Here is a 14233-nt window from a genome sequence, read left to right on the forward strand (position 1 = left end):
ATCTGTATTAACAAGGAAGTAAGCTGAACTTTTTCAAATACGGGTGAGCATTAAATCGCAATTGTTTCCTTTGGCACAACTGCGTACAATCCGCATCGGAGTTGGCCAGACAATCGCCGCCTCATTGCATGTTTGCTTTTGAGGGAGAGGAAAGTCCGGGCTCCACAGGGCAGGGTGCCAGATAACGTCTGGGCGGCGTGAGCCGACGACAAGTGCAGCAGAGAGTAGACCGCCTAAGCGCGTAAGCGCCGGTAAGGGTGAAAGGGTGCGGTAAGAGCGCACCGCGCAGCTGGTAACAGTTTGTGGCACGGTAAACTCCACCCGGAGCAAGACCAAATAGGCCTCCATTACGTACGGCCCGTACGGGAGGCGGGTAGGTTGCTTGAGCCAGCGAGTAATTTCTGGCCTAGATGAATGATTGTCCACGACAGAACCCGGCTTATCGGCCAACTCCATCCTTTTTCGGTGACGTTTGGATTGAACAAGGCGTCATCTTCAACATGAGTTAATTACAATCTTTCACAAGATTTAACAGTAAGTGATGAAATATCTGAGTAGCCTGTTGTCACGTTTTGGACAGGTTATGACGGCAACTGATCTTGTGATCAAATTAAGTTTGTTGAAAGCAATCGTGTTTTTTCTACTGTGTGGTGTCAATGCCAGCGCCAGCAGCGGTTTGACACCATTGCCTTCTTCAGCGCGATTAACGCTAAGTTATGCGGCATTGCACACACAATTCGTCAATAATCTGGAAATTATCTACGTGACTTATCAGGAGTACTGGCCAGATATGTTGCAGTATTTGGTATTCAGTTTTAAACACAACGTTAATTATCAGCAATATTGTCAGGCCGATATCTCTGCATTGAATAAATACTCATGTTCAATTGAACAGTAGGCTGTTACAAAGGCCTGAGTGTTAAGCAAATTAATCTCCACCCAGGCTCCCTCATTTTGTTTAACCTTTATTGCTGTTAACTTTTCATCGTCTAATCGTAATTTCGAAAAGAGCGCGATGCAGGAGTTACCATTGACCGGATCTTCGCTAATTCCAAGTGCTGGAGCGAACATGCGTCCTGCATAACTGCCAGAGTCATCCAATGCGCTATAAATAAAAAATGACTCCAGCATCGGATTATCATGTGATACAGAGTTAAATACCTCAGGCTGAAGGTGTTTCACCTGCTGCTCGTTCGCCAGTTCAACCATTAATCGTAATCTGCCACTGGCGGTGGTTGCTGCCCAGCTTGAAACACAGCTACTTAAGAATGATGGTAATTGACCTTCAAATTTATTAAATATTTGTGCGCTTGTTAAACAGGTGACAGGCAAAGATATTTTATTAGCGGTATATACCGCGTTTGTCTTTTGCTGTTGAAATAAAAGTCCATCTGAAAATTCGTTTAATCTTTTTTTATTGAATACAAAATGGGCTGCGAGTGTCGCATGTAAACAGGATTGCATTTCACATTTTGGAGAAAAGATTCGCAGAATGTGATGGTTGTGCTCAGGATAAATAAATCCAACTTCGGATAATGCACTACTTGCCGCTGCGCTCTGCATTAGATCCACAGCGGGTTGTTGTTCACAAACGTATATATCACAAGGGTTAGCGTGCGCTGGAACGTTGGAAAAAACCAATACGCGATATTTTTTCAATGTCTTTATCCCGGATAAGAGAAGTTAACAAAATAATAAATGCGCCTATATAAGCAGACAGGCTAAAGCTTTGATTCAAAAACACCAATCCTAATAAGCTGGAAAATATGATGCGTGAATAATCAACGGGTAACAGTTTTGATGCCGGTGCAAGAGAAAAAGCTTTGGCCATTAATATTTGTGACAAATAAAACGCCAGTCCAATTGCAACTAGCCAACCCAGTTCAAGCATTGTTGGGGTTTTCCATTGATACATAGCCAGTCCTGCAGCAATAGGCAACATGATAAGGTAGGAAACATATAATATGTCCTGTGGTTTTTCGGTGTCAGATAAACTTTTAACTGACACGTAAGCGACGCCTGTCATAAAAGCGCCAAATAAAGCAGCTAAATAACCTGACAGATTACCATCTGCACTAAAGCCTGTGATAACCAGTACACCGCTAAAACCAAAAATAAGCTTAAAAACGATTGCAGCGCTGAGCGATTCCTTAAGTACTAAAACGCTCATCAATGTGCCGAATATTGGCGCGAGAAAGGTAATAGCAACCGAGTCAGCAACCGGTATTTGTGTGACAGAGTAGAAAATGCTGATACCACCAAATAAAGTGGCAGACGCTCTGAGCAAATGCATTTTCCAGCGCATAAGTGTGCGTCGATGAATTGTGGTGATCGGGGTTTTAAAAATAGAAATAACAAACCCACCAGATTCCTGAACAAAAACATCAGTAATACTGATACAGAGTCACTTAAGAATGCCACAAGTAACCAAACAATTGTTTGGCTCAAACCATAACCAATCATGAAAAAATAAGCTTTCATTAACGTCCTCTAGAGCGTGTTGATCTTTGCGGTATATTTTTGCAACGAGTTGCGCGGTATTTAAACAATAAAGCACGAGTGTGGTGTAGTTGTTCTACATAAATGCGTGCTGAAGCAGTAGAAATGCCGCGCAAACGTTGCCCGAAGGGTTCGTCCTAAACACTTTTTACTCTTTATGAAAGACTCCTGTCTTTCACCGCTTCGCGGCCAGCTAAAGCTGTTTTATGGCGTTCCCTACGCCATAATGTTGCTTATTTTTGACTTAATCCATTAGGCCTGCAAATAAGCGTCGCGATTAAAAAGTGTTTAGTTAGAACAAAATTCATACAGCAAAGATCAACACGCTCTGGTCAATATAAGTAAACAAATAGTAGGATGAGGTCACTACTACGCAGAAGATAATACTAATGATTGTGGTGTGAATTTAATGCGAACTGTTTGCCAAAGATAAGCTGATGATCAGCACATTCCAGTGACGGTGTTTGGATTGAATTATTACGCTTTTTAATTATCAGGGAGCTCAGATGAAAAAGGTTTTAATATGGATTGCTTTATTGTTATTCGCGGCTATTACTGTGCTTGTTTTCAGAACGGCTTTTTATTTTAACAACAAGCAGTTTCAGGTTTCGGCAGCATTATCACCGGTGCCGATTGAGCGCGGGGAGGTAGTTAAACATCTGTCTGATGTAATCAAAATTCCTACTATTTCTTATGACAGTCCCGAGCAGGTCGATTACTCGCAATTTTTAGCCTTGCATCAATATTTGCAGCAGACATTCCCGTTAGTGCACCAAAAGGCTACTGTTACAAAAGTTAACGACTATTCTCTGCTATTTGAACTAAAAGGCAGTGATGCAACATTAAAACCTGCTTTGCTGATGGGGCATATGGATGTGGTGCCTGCCGATGAGCAAACCTTAAATCAGTGGCAGCATCCCCCATTCAGCGGTGCGATTGCCGGTAATGCGATTTGGGGACGTGGTGCGATTGACGATAAAGTCACTGTTATGGCAGTACTTGAAGCTACCGAAAAATTACTTGAGCAAGGCAAAACATTTAAACGTAGTTTATATCTGGCTTTTGGTCATGATGAAGAAGTAGGCGGTAAGCAAGGTGCTAAAGCTATAGCTGAGCACTTGAAACAACAAAATATCCAGTTCGAATATGTACTGGATGAAGGTGGTGCGGTGACTAAGGGGTTGATGAAAGGTGTTGCCCAACCGGTTGCTATGGTAGGCATTGCCGAAAAAGGGTTTGTTAATTTTCGTTTAAGCGTTAAAAGCGAAGGCGGGCATTCATCACAGCCACCTAACCCTACAGCGGTGAGCATATTAAGTCAGGCGATTGTACAGGTACAAAACAGCCCCTTCGCCAGTGATTTGAATTTTATCCGGCAAACATTTGATTATGTCGGTTATTACACACCACTTAGCAGCCGATTACCTATGGCTAATTTATGGTTATTTTCGCCGATCGTTGAAAAGGCCCTGTTAGCGAATCCCAGTACAGCTGCCAGTATTCATACCACGATAGCACCTACTATGTTGCAAGGCAGTAGTAAATCGAACGTACTACCGTCATTGGCTACCGCGGTAGTGAATTTCCGTATTATGCCCGGCGATACTATTGCCTCTGTTGAGCAGCATATTCGAAATGCTATCGATGATCCCAGGGTAGAAATATCATCATTTATGGGCAATGAAGCGTCGAAAGTGAGTTCGACCAATAGCTTAGGATTTAAGTTGATTGAAAAAACAATCCGCCGTTTGGATGATAGTATTTTGGTTGCACCTTATTTAGTGCAAGGTGGCACAGATTCAAAGTATTTTTATGCACTTAGTGACAATGTTTACCGTTTTTTAATGGTCAGGCTCAATCAGGACACGATCAAACGTTTTCATGGCATTGATGAGCAGATACCCATTGACGACTATATGCAGGCGATACAGTTTTATTACGCATTAATTGAGCAAACCGTACAACCACAATAAAAAGAGGTCAGAATGAAAATTAAAACGCTCGCGCTGTTATTTGGTTTTTCCACTTTACCGGTTATGGCTGGCGATATCGCCATGGTTATCCATGGTGGAGCCGGCACAATTTTAAAATCAAAGTTAACGCCTGAAAAAGAGCGGGAGATCCGTAGCAAACTCGAAGAATCCGTTAAAAAGGGTTATGCCGTTTTAAAAAACGGTGGCGCCAGTGTCGATGCGGTGATTGCCGCGATCCAAAATATGGAAGACTCGCCATTATTCAATGCGGGGCGTGGGGCTGTTTATACCTGGGATGCAGTGCATGAGTTAGATGCATCGATCATGGACGGAAAAACCCACAATGCCGGTGCGGTAGCGGGTGTTAGTCGAATCAAAAGCCCAATCGAAGCAGCCCGCACTGTGATGGATAAATCAGTACATGTGATGTTAAGTGGCAAAGGCGCAGAGCAGTTTGCCGAAAATCAAGGGCTGGAAATGGTCGATAACAGTTACTTTGATACTGAACGTCGTCGTAAAGCGCTGGATAAAGTGAAACAAGCATTAATCAGTGAAGACCACGCCATGCAATTTACCCAGGCCATGACAGACTATAAATTTGGCACAGTGGGTGCGGTGGCATTAGATAAAGAGGGAAATCTGGCGGCTGGTACATCAACAGGAGGCATGACGGCCAAACGTTGGGGGCGAATTGGTGATTCACCCATTATTGGTGCGGGTACTTATGCGGATAACGGAAGTTGTGCGGTTAGCGCAACGGGCCATGGCGAGTACTTTATTCGATATCATGTCGCTGCTGACATATGCGCGCGAGTGAAATATCAGGGCAAAAATATTGTTGATGCCGGGGATGAGGTACTCAATAAAGAGCTAAAACAAGTTGGCGGGGATGGTGGTGTGATAATTATGGATAGCAAAGGCAATATTGCGACACCTTTTAATACGCCAGGTATGTACCGCGCCAGTGTTGATACCGATGGCAAGGTCACGGTAAAAATCTTTAATGACGAATAACGGCAAAGATTAGGTTATCGGGCAAACAAAAAGGCGCGAAAAATTCGCGCCTTTATTCACTGATAGATGCGGTGATTAACGCGATGCGGATTTTTTAATAAATGTCAGGCCGGTCAAAGCCAAAACAGCAGACGCTACGTACATCAGTGGTTGATTGATTAAGGTAGCACTAGCGGTAATAAAGGTTGCACTTATCATGAATAACCATCCGGCAACGGCGGGTTTACATTGGGTGACCCGTTTCATATTTTCTCCTTTTTAGTACCAGTTAAATAAAGTGTTAAATCGAAAAAATAGCCCAACACTTGTTTATATCACGTAATAAAAAATGGCGAAGTAATGGCAACTACATCCTGCCAAAACAAAAACATGCCAAATGGCATGTGTATATTTATAACGCTTGGCAATGTAGAAGATAACACCAATGCTAAAGCATAATCCACCCAACACCAGCAACCACATACCTGCGCCGGGTAATGCCTGATATAGCGGATAAATCAGCAATATCGCAAACCAGCCCATCACCAGATATGTTAGTACTGACAATTTGGGAAAGCGATGTTTGGCGATCCACTTAAATGCAACACCTGCAATGGCTAGTGACCAAATAATGACAGTAGCTGTAATGCCGAGCCAGCCGCCAATACTGAGCAATAAGAAGGGCGTATTGGTGCCCGCTATCAATAAATAAATAGCACTGTGATCAACCAGCTTTAACCAGGATTTAGCTTTATCTGATTGGATTGCGTGGTAAAGCGTCGAGGCTAAAAACATCAGAATTAATGAGGCGCCATAAATTGCCGACGCTGTTACTGCTTTGGCTGAGTCTGCATTTATTAGTAAATAGACCAGTCCAACTATGGCAATTACCAAACCTATGCCATGACTTAAGCTGTTGAGCCACTCTTCCAGAACAGAATAAGAGCGCGCAATCACTGATTTATTCATAAAGCTAAACCATTAATATTGATTAATCAGAGTATATATTAGTAATTCAGCGTACAAGTGTACACTAAAAGATCGCGAATTCCACAGGTCATTGAAATGCCTGACAAAGTTGCTCAATTCTCCAGGTCCTGTCTTGACATTACATCGTAAAAATCAGTTAAGTTTGATATGATTGAAATCGCTCAATCCCTCGCCAAATAAGGGATGTATAAAAGGTGGGAGAGGAAAAATAAAGCTGCCCAACAGTGTTGTAAATTATTCGAGAACTTATCCGCTTTTACGGCTTTTTTCCCTTGACAGGGTATCCCGGTGGTACCTAAACTGTGAATTGTGGGTAAAAGTGGTAGAAAGTGGATCAAATAATTTCAAAAGGCGAGGGCAATGTTCCGCAGCGCTAACGCGATCAATCTGGATGTGAAAGGACGGTTAACGATCCCAACCCGGTATCGTCAGACACTGCTGGATGATTGTCAGGGACAATTGGTATGCACCATCGACATCAAACAACCTTGTCTACTGCTTTACCCACTCCCCGAATGGGAAGAAATAGAAATTAAACTGAGCCGCCTGTCCAGCATGAATCCGGATGAACGTCGTTTACAGCGTTTACTGTTGGGTTATGCCACCGAAGGTGAAATGGACAAAAATGGCCGTTTTCTGTTATCCGCTCCGTTACGACAACACGCTACTCTCGATAAACAAGTGATGCTGGTAGGTCAGATGAATAAATTTGAGATCTGGTCGACCGAAGCGTGGGAGAAACAAATTGCAGAAGACAAGCTAAAAGAGCAAATGGCGGATTACGAACCCAGTGAACGATTGCAGGATTTTTCATATTAAATGAGCGGCGAATTTGCCCACCAATCGGTGCTATTAGAAGAGTCGTTAGAGGCTCTTAATATCAGGGCAGACGGCACCTACCTTGACGCGACATTTGGTCGGGGAGGACATTCGCGTGCCATTCTCAACAAACTCAATTCAAAGGGGCGTTTATACGCCATCGATCGCGATCCACAAGCGATAGCTACCGGGCGTCAGCTGGAACAACAAGACCCTCGCTTTACTCTGTTCCACAGTCCATTTTCGGCTCTTGAATCCCTTACCCACAATCATGGAATTCAAGGGCAAATAGACGGGATTTTAATGGATCTCGGCGTATCATCACCACAGCTGGACGATGCATCACGTGGTTTCAGTTTTTTGCGTGATGGGCCGTTAGATATGCGCATGGATACCACGCGTGGTGTGAGTGCCGCTGAATGGTTACAACATGCCGATGAGCAGGATATTGCTCAGGTGATTAAAGAATTCGGTGAAGAGAAATTTGGCAAGCGCATTGCTCATGCCATTGTTAACAGCCGTGATGAACACCCTCTTACCACTACTCATCAGCTCGCCGCATTAATTGATGAAGCTGTTCCGGTAAAGGATAAATATAAACATCCCGCAACCCGCGCATTTCAGGGTATTCGTATTTATATCAACAGTGAACTGGACGAAGTGCGCGATGGCCTCAAGGGGGCATTGGCTGCTCTTTGTTCTGGTGGCCGTTTAGCGGTTATCAGCTTCCATTCGCTGGAAGATCGCATGGTAAAACGCTTTATGCGTGAACAAAGCCGTGGTACGCAATTTCCTGCGGGTTTGCCTGTTACCGACAGTCAGATAGATGCCGGTAAAGCCATGAAACTTATTGGTAAAGCAATTAAGCCCAGCCAGCAGGAAATCGACGTTAATCCGCGTTCCCGTTCCTCGGTTTTACGTATTGCGGAGAAGCTATGAGTAAATCCGCCAAACGCATTAATTTAGCCTCTTTAATCGGCATGGATCTCCTACATCATCCATTCCGAATTTTGTTATTTGTACTGGTTATATTAAGTGCGGCTGGCGTAGTGTTAAGTACTCACCATAATCGTCAACTGGCGATTGTACTCGAGTCTTTGATGCAGGAACGTGACCAGCTGGATGTGGAGTGGCGTCACCTGATTCTGGAACAGTCAGTACTGACCGAACACAATCGCATTGAAACCATTGTTAGCAAAAAGCTCGATATGCAACGTCCTGACCCGGACAAAGAAATTGTGGTGAGGGTCAGATGAATTCACGAGTGAATACAAAACAGGCCAAAGGCAATATCCAGCCACGTTTTCTGCACTGGCGTTTTATGGTGGTGATGTCGGTGGTGATTCTGGTGTTTGTTGGATTGGCTGCGCGCGCTGCTTTTATTCAGGTAATTGCACCGGATCAGTTAATTGAACAAGGTGATAATCGTACCTTACGTACCCGAACCAGTGCGGTGCATCGCGGTATGATAACTGACCGCAACGGCGAGGAACTGGCGGTGAGTGTTCCGGTGCAGGCAGTATGGGCTGACCCTAAAATTATACTGGAAAAACATGCACTCGACGATGTGCGACGATGGCACGCTTTGGCCGAAGTGCTCGGTGAAGACGCTGATAAAATTATGCATAACGTAGCCGACAAAGACCGTCGGTTTGTTTACATTCAGCGCCAGGTAACACCAGCCATGGCTGAATACGTGGATAAACTGGATATTCCCGGGGTGTATTTACGTCGTGAGTCTCGTCGTTATTATCCAACCGGTGAAGTGTCTGCACAGCTGATCGGTTTTACTAACATTGACGATGTGGGTATCGAAGGCATTGAGCGTTTGTTTGAGGAACGCTTAAATGGTACACCCGATACCCGTCGTATTCGCCGTGACGGTAAAGGTCGTCAGGTTGAAATACTGGCTGAACATCAGGGCGAACGCTCCAAAGATTTACAACTGACTATCGACCAGCGTATTCAGGCGCTGGCTTACCGCGAAATTAAAACCGCTATTCAGCAATATGATGCGGCCGCCGCCTCTGCCGTGGTAGTTGATGTGAATACCGGTGAAATTTTAGCGATGGTTAATGGTCCCTCGTTTAATCCCAATAATCGCCGTGGAGTCACAGCTCACCGTATTCGCAACCGTGCGATTACCGATGCCTATGAGCCAGGCTCTGTGGTTAAACCTGTTGCGGTTTTGAGTGCGCTGGAGTTTGGTAGTGCAGATTTGGATACTGTGATTGATACCAATCCCGGCTGGATGCGTTTAGGTGGTGCCATTGTTAAAGACGGACACAATTATGGCAAGCTAACGCTGGAAGGTATTATTAAGCATTCCAGTAATATGGGCACATCCAAGTTAGCCTTATCTGTGCCTAAAAACTACCTCATCGACATGTATTACGAAATGGGACTGGTAGGTGATACCGGCACCAATTTAATTGGTGAAAGCAGCGGTATTTTCCATGATCGCAGTCGCTGGTCGGAACATGAACTGGCCACACTATCTTTCGGATATAACCTCACAGTGACGCCGGTGCAAATCGCACGTATGTACAGCATTATTGGTAGTGGCGGTATCAAACGTCCGTTAAGCATTATCAAGGGGGATATCCCGGCAGGTGAGCGGGTATTAACCGAAAAATCCGCGCGTGCGGTGACTGCCATGATGGAACATGTACTGGATGATGATGGTACTGCACCAAAAGCGCAGGTAAACGGTTATCGAGTTGCCGGTAAAACCGGTACCAGCCGTAAAGCCATTGCCGGTGGTTATGGTGAAGAATACGTAAACTTTTTTGCTGGTATTGCACCGGTTTCAAATCCGCAGGTTGCCGTTGTTGTGTTAATCGATGAGCCCGGTGGAGACTTGTATTACGGCGGTTTAACTGCTGCCCCCGTGTTTTCAAAGATAATGTCCGGCACTTTGCAAATGTTGAATATTGCACCGGATGACAAACCGGTTTCTTCCCTTGTTGCTTACCATGGGGAGATATCTAATGCCGGTTAATTTAATGACATTGCTTAAGCCCTTTGGTATCGAAGCGCCATTAATCGAAATTGGTGAACTGGTATTAGACAGCCGCAAAGTCAAACCCAATAGCGTGTTTACTGCGGTAATTGGTCATGATCTTGATGGGCGTGATTTTATTCCGCAAGCCGTTAGTCTTGGGGCTCGTGTGGTGTTGTCTGAAACGGAAAATGTGCATGAACACGGTCAGATAAGTATGCGTGAACACACGGTCATCGTTGATTTTTATCAATTAAATCAGCAACTGAACGCGTTAAGTGCTTTGTATTACGACTATCCGGCAACAAAACTGGACGTGATTGCGGTTACCGGCACCAATGGCAAAACCTCCACTGCCCAGCTTTGTGCGCAAATTAGCCAGTTAACCGGACATAAAGCCGGTACTTTGGGCACATTAGGTACTGGATTAATCAACCAGTTGATACCCAATATCAACACCACGCCTGATCCCATTAGTATTCATAAAGTACTGGAAGAAATGCGTTTGCAGGGTGCCAAAACCGTTGCGCTGGAAGCCTCATCTCATGCATTGGTACAAAAGCGTTTAGCTGCGCTTAAAACCGATGTGGCAATTTTCACTAATCTTACACGTGATCACCTCGATTATCACGGCACCATGGCTAATTACGGCGCGGCTAAGCGTTCATTGCTAAATCAGCAAGGGCTGCGTTTTGCCGTGATCAACCAACAGGATATGCAGGCTGAACTTTGGTTGCAGGACTGTCCGTCGACTGTTCAGGCGGTGATGTATGGCTTTGAATTAGTCCACTATCCCGATTTACCTTATTGCATTGCCAGCAGTGTGGAGTATTTACCTCACGGCACTCTGATTGAAATAGATTCCAGCTGGGGGCAAGCCACTATTGAAACAGCCTTATTGGGTAACTTCAATGTGCAGAATTTACTTGCGGCTATCACTGCACAGTTATGCTTGGGGACAAGTTTGCACGATATTGCGGCGATTGCATCTCAACTGACACCTATTGCTGGCCGAATGGAAATATTTAAAGCCAAAGGAAAAGCTGCGTTAGTGGTTGATTACGCCCATACGTCCGACGCCCTGGAACAAGCCCTGGTTTCACTGCGTCACCATTGCAATGGCCAGTTGTGGTGTATGTTTGGCTGTGGTGGTGACCGTGACAAAGGCAAACGTCCACAAATGGGCGATATTGCCGAGCGTTTCGCTGACAAAGTTCTGGTAACCAATGATAACAGCCGTTCCGAATCACCTGAACAGATCGCACAGGATATTTTAGCCGGTTGCCAACGTCCTGACTTAATTGAGGTTGAGTTGGATCGCGCAACAGCTATCCGCAATATGTTAAGTAAAGCCAGCGAACAAGATCTTATTTTAGTGGCAGGTAAAGGCCATGAAGATTATCAAATCATAGGTAACCAAAGATTGCCGTATAACGAAAGACACTACATACAACAATTATTAGAGGGGATGGAGCAATGATTTCAGTTTCGCTCAGCTGGGTGGCTGATCAATTGCAAGGCAAGCTCTGTGGTGAAGATAAAACGATAAAGGGCGTCAGCACTGACACCCGTACCATTGAAGCCGGAGACTTGTTTATTGCACTGACCGGACCAAATTTTAATGGCCATCGTTTTGTTGATGTGGCTGAGCAAAATGGTGCATCAGCATTAGTGGTGTCAGAGCCGGTAGAGACCAGTTTGCCCTGTATTCAGGTAAAAGATACCCGTGTTGCACTGGGGCGGTTAGGTGCAGCAGTAAAAGCCAAAGTGGCACCTAAAACCATCGCCATTACTGGTAGTAGCGGTAAAACCACAGTAAAAGAAATGGTGGCTTCTATTTTGTCACGTAAGGGCAAAGTGTTGGCCACAAGCGGTAACTTCAATAACGATATTGGCGTACCGTTGACCTTGCTGCGTTTAAAGAAAAAACACAAATACGCAGTGATCGAGCTGGGCGCTAATCATATAGGCGAAATTGCCTATACCACCGAACTGGTCAAACCCGATGTCGCAACTGTGCTTAATGCTGCAGCTGCACACTTGCAGGGGTTTGGCAGTTTATTGGGTGTTGCCCGTGCCAAGAGTGAAATATTTAATGGTTTAGGTGAAAACGGTGTGGCGATTTTAAATGCCGACAGCCAGTTTCATGATTTTTGGGCAGGCAAGCTCAATCACCTAAAACATGTTCAGCGTTTTTCTATGCAAGCCGGGTTTGATTATTCGGCACGCAATATTCAAATGCAGGCTGATGGTTGTGCCAGCTTTGAAATGCAAACGCCGCAGGGTACGGCCTTTGTTAATCTGGTTACACCAGGCATACATAATGTCACTAACGCACTGACCGCTGCTGCATTATCGATGGCCGTGGGGGCTACGTTAGAAGATGTACAACTTGGGCTGGAAAATATGATTCAGGTTAAGGGGCGTCTTAATGTGAGAACCCTGACCAATCAGGTACGTCTAATCGACGATACCTACAACGCCAATGTGTCGTCGGTTAAAGCGGCGATCGATTTGTTAGCCAATTATACAGGTCGCCGAATTCTGATTTTGGGCGACATGGGGGAACTGGGCGATAAAGCGCGTTTTTATCATGAACAGGTCGGCGAATATGCCAAACAAGCTGGGTTAGATAACCTGTTTACTTTGGGGGTATTAAGTCAGCATGCCAGTATCGTATTTAATGGTAACGGTCAGCATTTTAGTTCTGTTGAAGAGTTAGTCGCTCACCTTGAACAACAAGTTGCAGCTGAATATAAGGACATCAGCATATTGGTTAAAGGTTCACGTAGTGCCCGCATGGAAAGGGTAGTGGAAGCAATCGAGGTATCCTCTGTGGGAAAGCTTGAGCACCGCCAGGAGTCTATTGCATGCTGATTTGGTTAGCCAGTTGGTTACAGCAGTTTGATCCTGGCTTTAACGTTTTTTCTTATCTGACTTTACGTGCCATTTTAAGTACGTTGACAGCGCTGGGCATGGCCATTTTTATGGGGCCGCTGATGATCCGCTGGCTGCAACGCCTGCAAATTGGTCAGACGGTAAGAGATGACGGACCTGAATCACATTTATCCAAGTCGGGTACACCGACTATGGGCGGTGTGTTAATTCTGGCGGCGATTGTTATCAGCACCTTATTGTGGGCAAATTTGAGCAACCGTTATGTGCTGACCACGCTTTTCGTGATTATTAGCTATGGCATTATTGGTTTTGTTGACGACTATCGCAAAGTGATCCGCAAAGATGCTAAAGGCTTAATAGCCCGCTGGAAATATTTCTGGTTGTCTGCAGTGGCGATTTTGGTGGCATGGTTTCTATATTCGCAGCGTGAGTTGCCCGCCGAAACCGCTTTATTAGTGCCATTCTTTAAAGAAGTGATGCCGCAGCTGGGTATTATGTACATGCTACTGAGCTATTTTGTGTTAGTGGGTACCAGTAACGCAGTAAACCTTACGGATGGTCTGGATGGTCTGGCTATCGTGCCGACCATTTTAGTCGCCGGTGCCTTTGCCATTTTTGCCTATGTTACCGGCAACATTAATTTCTCAGCTTACCTGAATATTCCCTACCTGCCGCTTGCCAGTGAGCTGGTAATTGTGTGCACCGCGATAGTTGGTGCGGGTCTGGGATTTTTATGGTTCAACACTTATCCGGCGATGGTGTTTATGGGCGATGTTGGCTCATTGGCCTTAGGCGGCGCGCTGGGCATTATCGCCATTTTGGTACGTCAGGAATTGGTGCTGTTCATCATGGGCGGCGTGTTTGTGATGGAAGCGGTGTCGGTGATATTGCAGGTTGGCTCATACAAACTGCGTGGTCAGCGTATTTTCCGCATGGCGCCAATCCATCATCACTATGAATTAAAAGGCTGGCCAGAGCCGCGCGTGATAGTGCGTTTTTGGATCATCTCACTGATGCTGGTGCTGATTGGCCTGGCTACGTTGAAACTAAGGTAACGAAA

Annotated in this window: 14 protein-coding genes and 1 other RNA gene; 11 read left to right on the forward strand and 4 right to left on the reverse strand. The window is 45.1% G+C overall.

Annotated elements, in window-relative coordinates:
* The first annotated feature begins 97 nt into the window (after positions 1-97).
* Together rnpB and H8B19_RS05305 are read left to right on the forward strand one after the other, a co-directional pair.
* Positions 98-458, forward strand: an RNA gene (rnpB, locus tag H8B19_RS05300) — RNase P RNA component class A.
* Positions 459-541: 83 nt separating this feature from the next.
* A complete protein-coding gene (locus tag H8B19_RS05305; RefSeq protein WP_186505757.1) occupies positions 542-898 on the forward strand; it encodes a hypothetical protein in 357 nt (118 codons plus the stop codon).
* Here H8B19_RS05305 and H8B19_RS05310 read toward each other — a convergent pair.
* The gene (locus H8B19_RS05310) at positions 847-1659 is read right to left on the reverse strand and encodes a PhzF family phenazine biosynthesis isomerase (RefSeq protein ID WP_186505758.1); all 813 of its coding nucleotides are present in this window, start codon (positions 1657-1659) and stop codon (positions 847-849) included. The two genes, H8B19_RS05305 and H8B19_RS05310, sit on opposite strands and share 52 nt — an antisense overlap.
* Positions 1610-2398, reverse strand: a complete 789-nt coding sequence (locus H8B19_RS05315; protein ID WP_338401500.1) for a DMT family transporter — start codon at positions 2396-2398, stop codon at positions 1610-1612. Before H8B19_RS05315 ends, H8B19_RS05310 begins: the two co-directional genes overlap by 50 nt.
* Before the next feature lie 607 nt (positions 2399-3005).
* On the opposite strand from H8B19_RS05315, the gene H8B19_RS05320 reads away from it, so the two are divergent.
* Positions 3006-4472 (forward strand): M20 family peptidase, encoded by a 1467-nt coding sequence (locus tag H8B19_RS05320; protein ID WP_186505760.1) that lies wholly within the window; start codon positions 3006-3008, stop codon positions 4470-4472.
* Between the two features lie 12 nt (positions 4473-4484).
* Positions 4485-5486: an isoaspartyl peptidase/L-asparaginase family protein gene (locus tag H8B19_RS05325; protein ID WP_186505761.1), complete on the forward strand. Its 1002-nt coding sequence runs from the start codon at positions 4485-4487 to the stop codon at positions 5484-5486.
* A gap of 75 nt (positions 5487-5561) precedes the next feature.
* On the opposite strand, the gene H8B19_RS05330 is transcribed toward H8B19_RS05325, so the two are convergent.
* Together H8B19_RS05330 and trhA are read right to left on the reverse strand one after the other, a co-directional pair.
* Positions 5562-5732, reverse strand: coding sequence for a hypothetical protein (locus H8B19_RS05330; protein ID WP_186505762.1), 171 nt, complete (start codon positions 5730-5732; stop codon positions 5562-5564).
* Between the two features lie 63 nt (positions 5733-5795).
* Positions 5796-6434, reverse strand: coding sequence for a PAQR family membrane homeostasis protein TrhA (gene trhA, locus H8B19_RS05335; RefSeq protein WP_186505763.1), 639 nt, complete (start codon positions 6432-6434; stop codon positions 5796-5798).
* Between the two features lie 381 nt (positions 6435-6815).
* Here trhA and mraZ point away from each other — a divergent pair, with 381 nt between their 5' ends.
* The 7 genes from mraZ to mraY are packed head-to-tail and all read left to right on the forward strand — an operon-like array spanning position 6816 to position 14228.
* Positions 6816-7274, forward strand: a complete 459-nt coding sequence (gene mraZ, locus H8B19_RS05340) for a division/cell wall cluster transcriptional repressor MraZ (RefSeq protein ID WP_186505764.1) — start codon at positions 6816-6818, stop codon at positions 7272-7274.
* On the forward strand, positions 7275-8213 hold the full coding sequence (rsmH, locus tag H8B19_RS05345) for a 16S rRNA (cytosine(1402)-N(4))-methyltransferase RsmH (protein ID WP_186505765.1): 939 nt from the start codon (positions 7275-7277) through the stop codon (positions 8211-8213).
* A complete protein-coding gene (gene ftsL, locus H8B19_RS05350; protein ID WP_186505766.1) occupies positions 8210-8530 on the forward strand; it encodes a cell division protein FtsL in 321 nt (106 codons plus the stop codon). Before rsmH ends, ftsL begins: the two co-directional genes overlap by 4 nt.
* The gene (locus H8B19_RS05355; RefSeq protein ID WP_186505767.1) at positions 8527-10275 is read left to right on the forward strand and encodes a penicillin-binding transpeptidase domain-containing protein; all 1749 of its coding nucleotides are present in this window, start codon (positions 8527-8529) and stop codon (positions 10273-10275) included. Before ftsL ends, H8B19_RS05355 begins: the two co-directional genes overlap by 4 nt.
* The gene (gene murE, locus H8B19_RS05360; RefSeq protein WP_241737487.1) at positions 10265-11755 is read left to right on the forward strand and encodes a UDP-N-acetylmuramoyl-L-alanyl-D-glutamate--2,6-diaminopimelate ligase; all 1491 of its coding nucleotides are present in this window, start codon (positions 10265-10267) and stop codon (positions 11753-11755) included. The genes H8B19_RS05355 and murE overlap by 11 nt, the downstream gene beginning before the upstream one ends.
* Entirely contained in the window at positions 11752-13152 is a 1401-nt protein-coding gene (locus H8B19_RS05365) for a UDP-N-acetylmuramoyl-tripeptide--D-alanyl-D-alanine ligase (RefSeq protein WP_186505769.1), read from the forward strand. Before murE ends, H8B19_RS05365 begins: the two co-directional genes overlap by 4 nt.
* Positions 13146-14228: a phospho-N-acetylmuramoyl-pentapeptide-transferase gene (gene mraY / locus H8B19_RS05370; RefSeq protein ID WP_186505770.1), complete on the forward strand. Its 1083-nt coding sequence runs from the start codon at positions 13146-13148 to the stop codon at positions 14226-14228. The genes H8B19_RS05365 and mraY overlap by 7 nt, the downstream gene beginning before the upstream one ends.
* Positions 14229-14233: the final 5 nt, after the last annotated feature.

The organism is Neptunicella marina, from assembly GCF_014270035.1.
Taxonomy (GTDB): Bacteria; Pseudomonadota; Gammaproteobacteria; order Enterobacterales; family Alteromonadaceae; genus Neptunicella; species Neptunicella marina.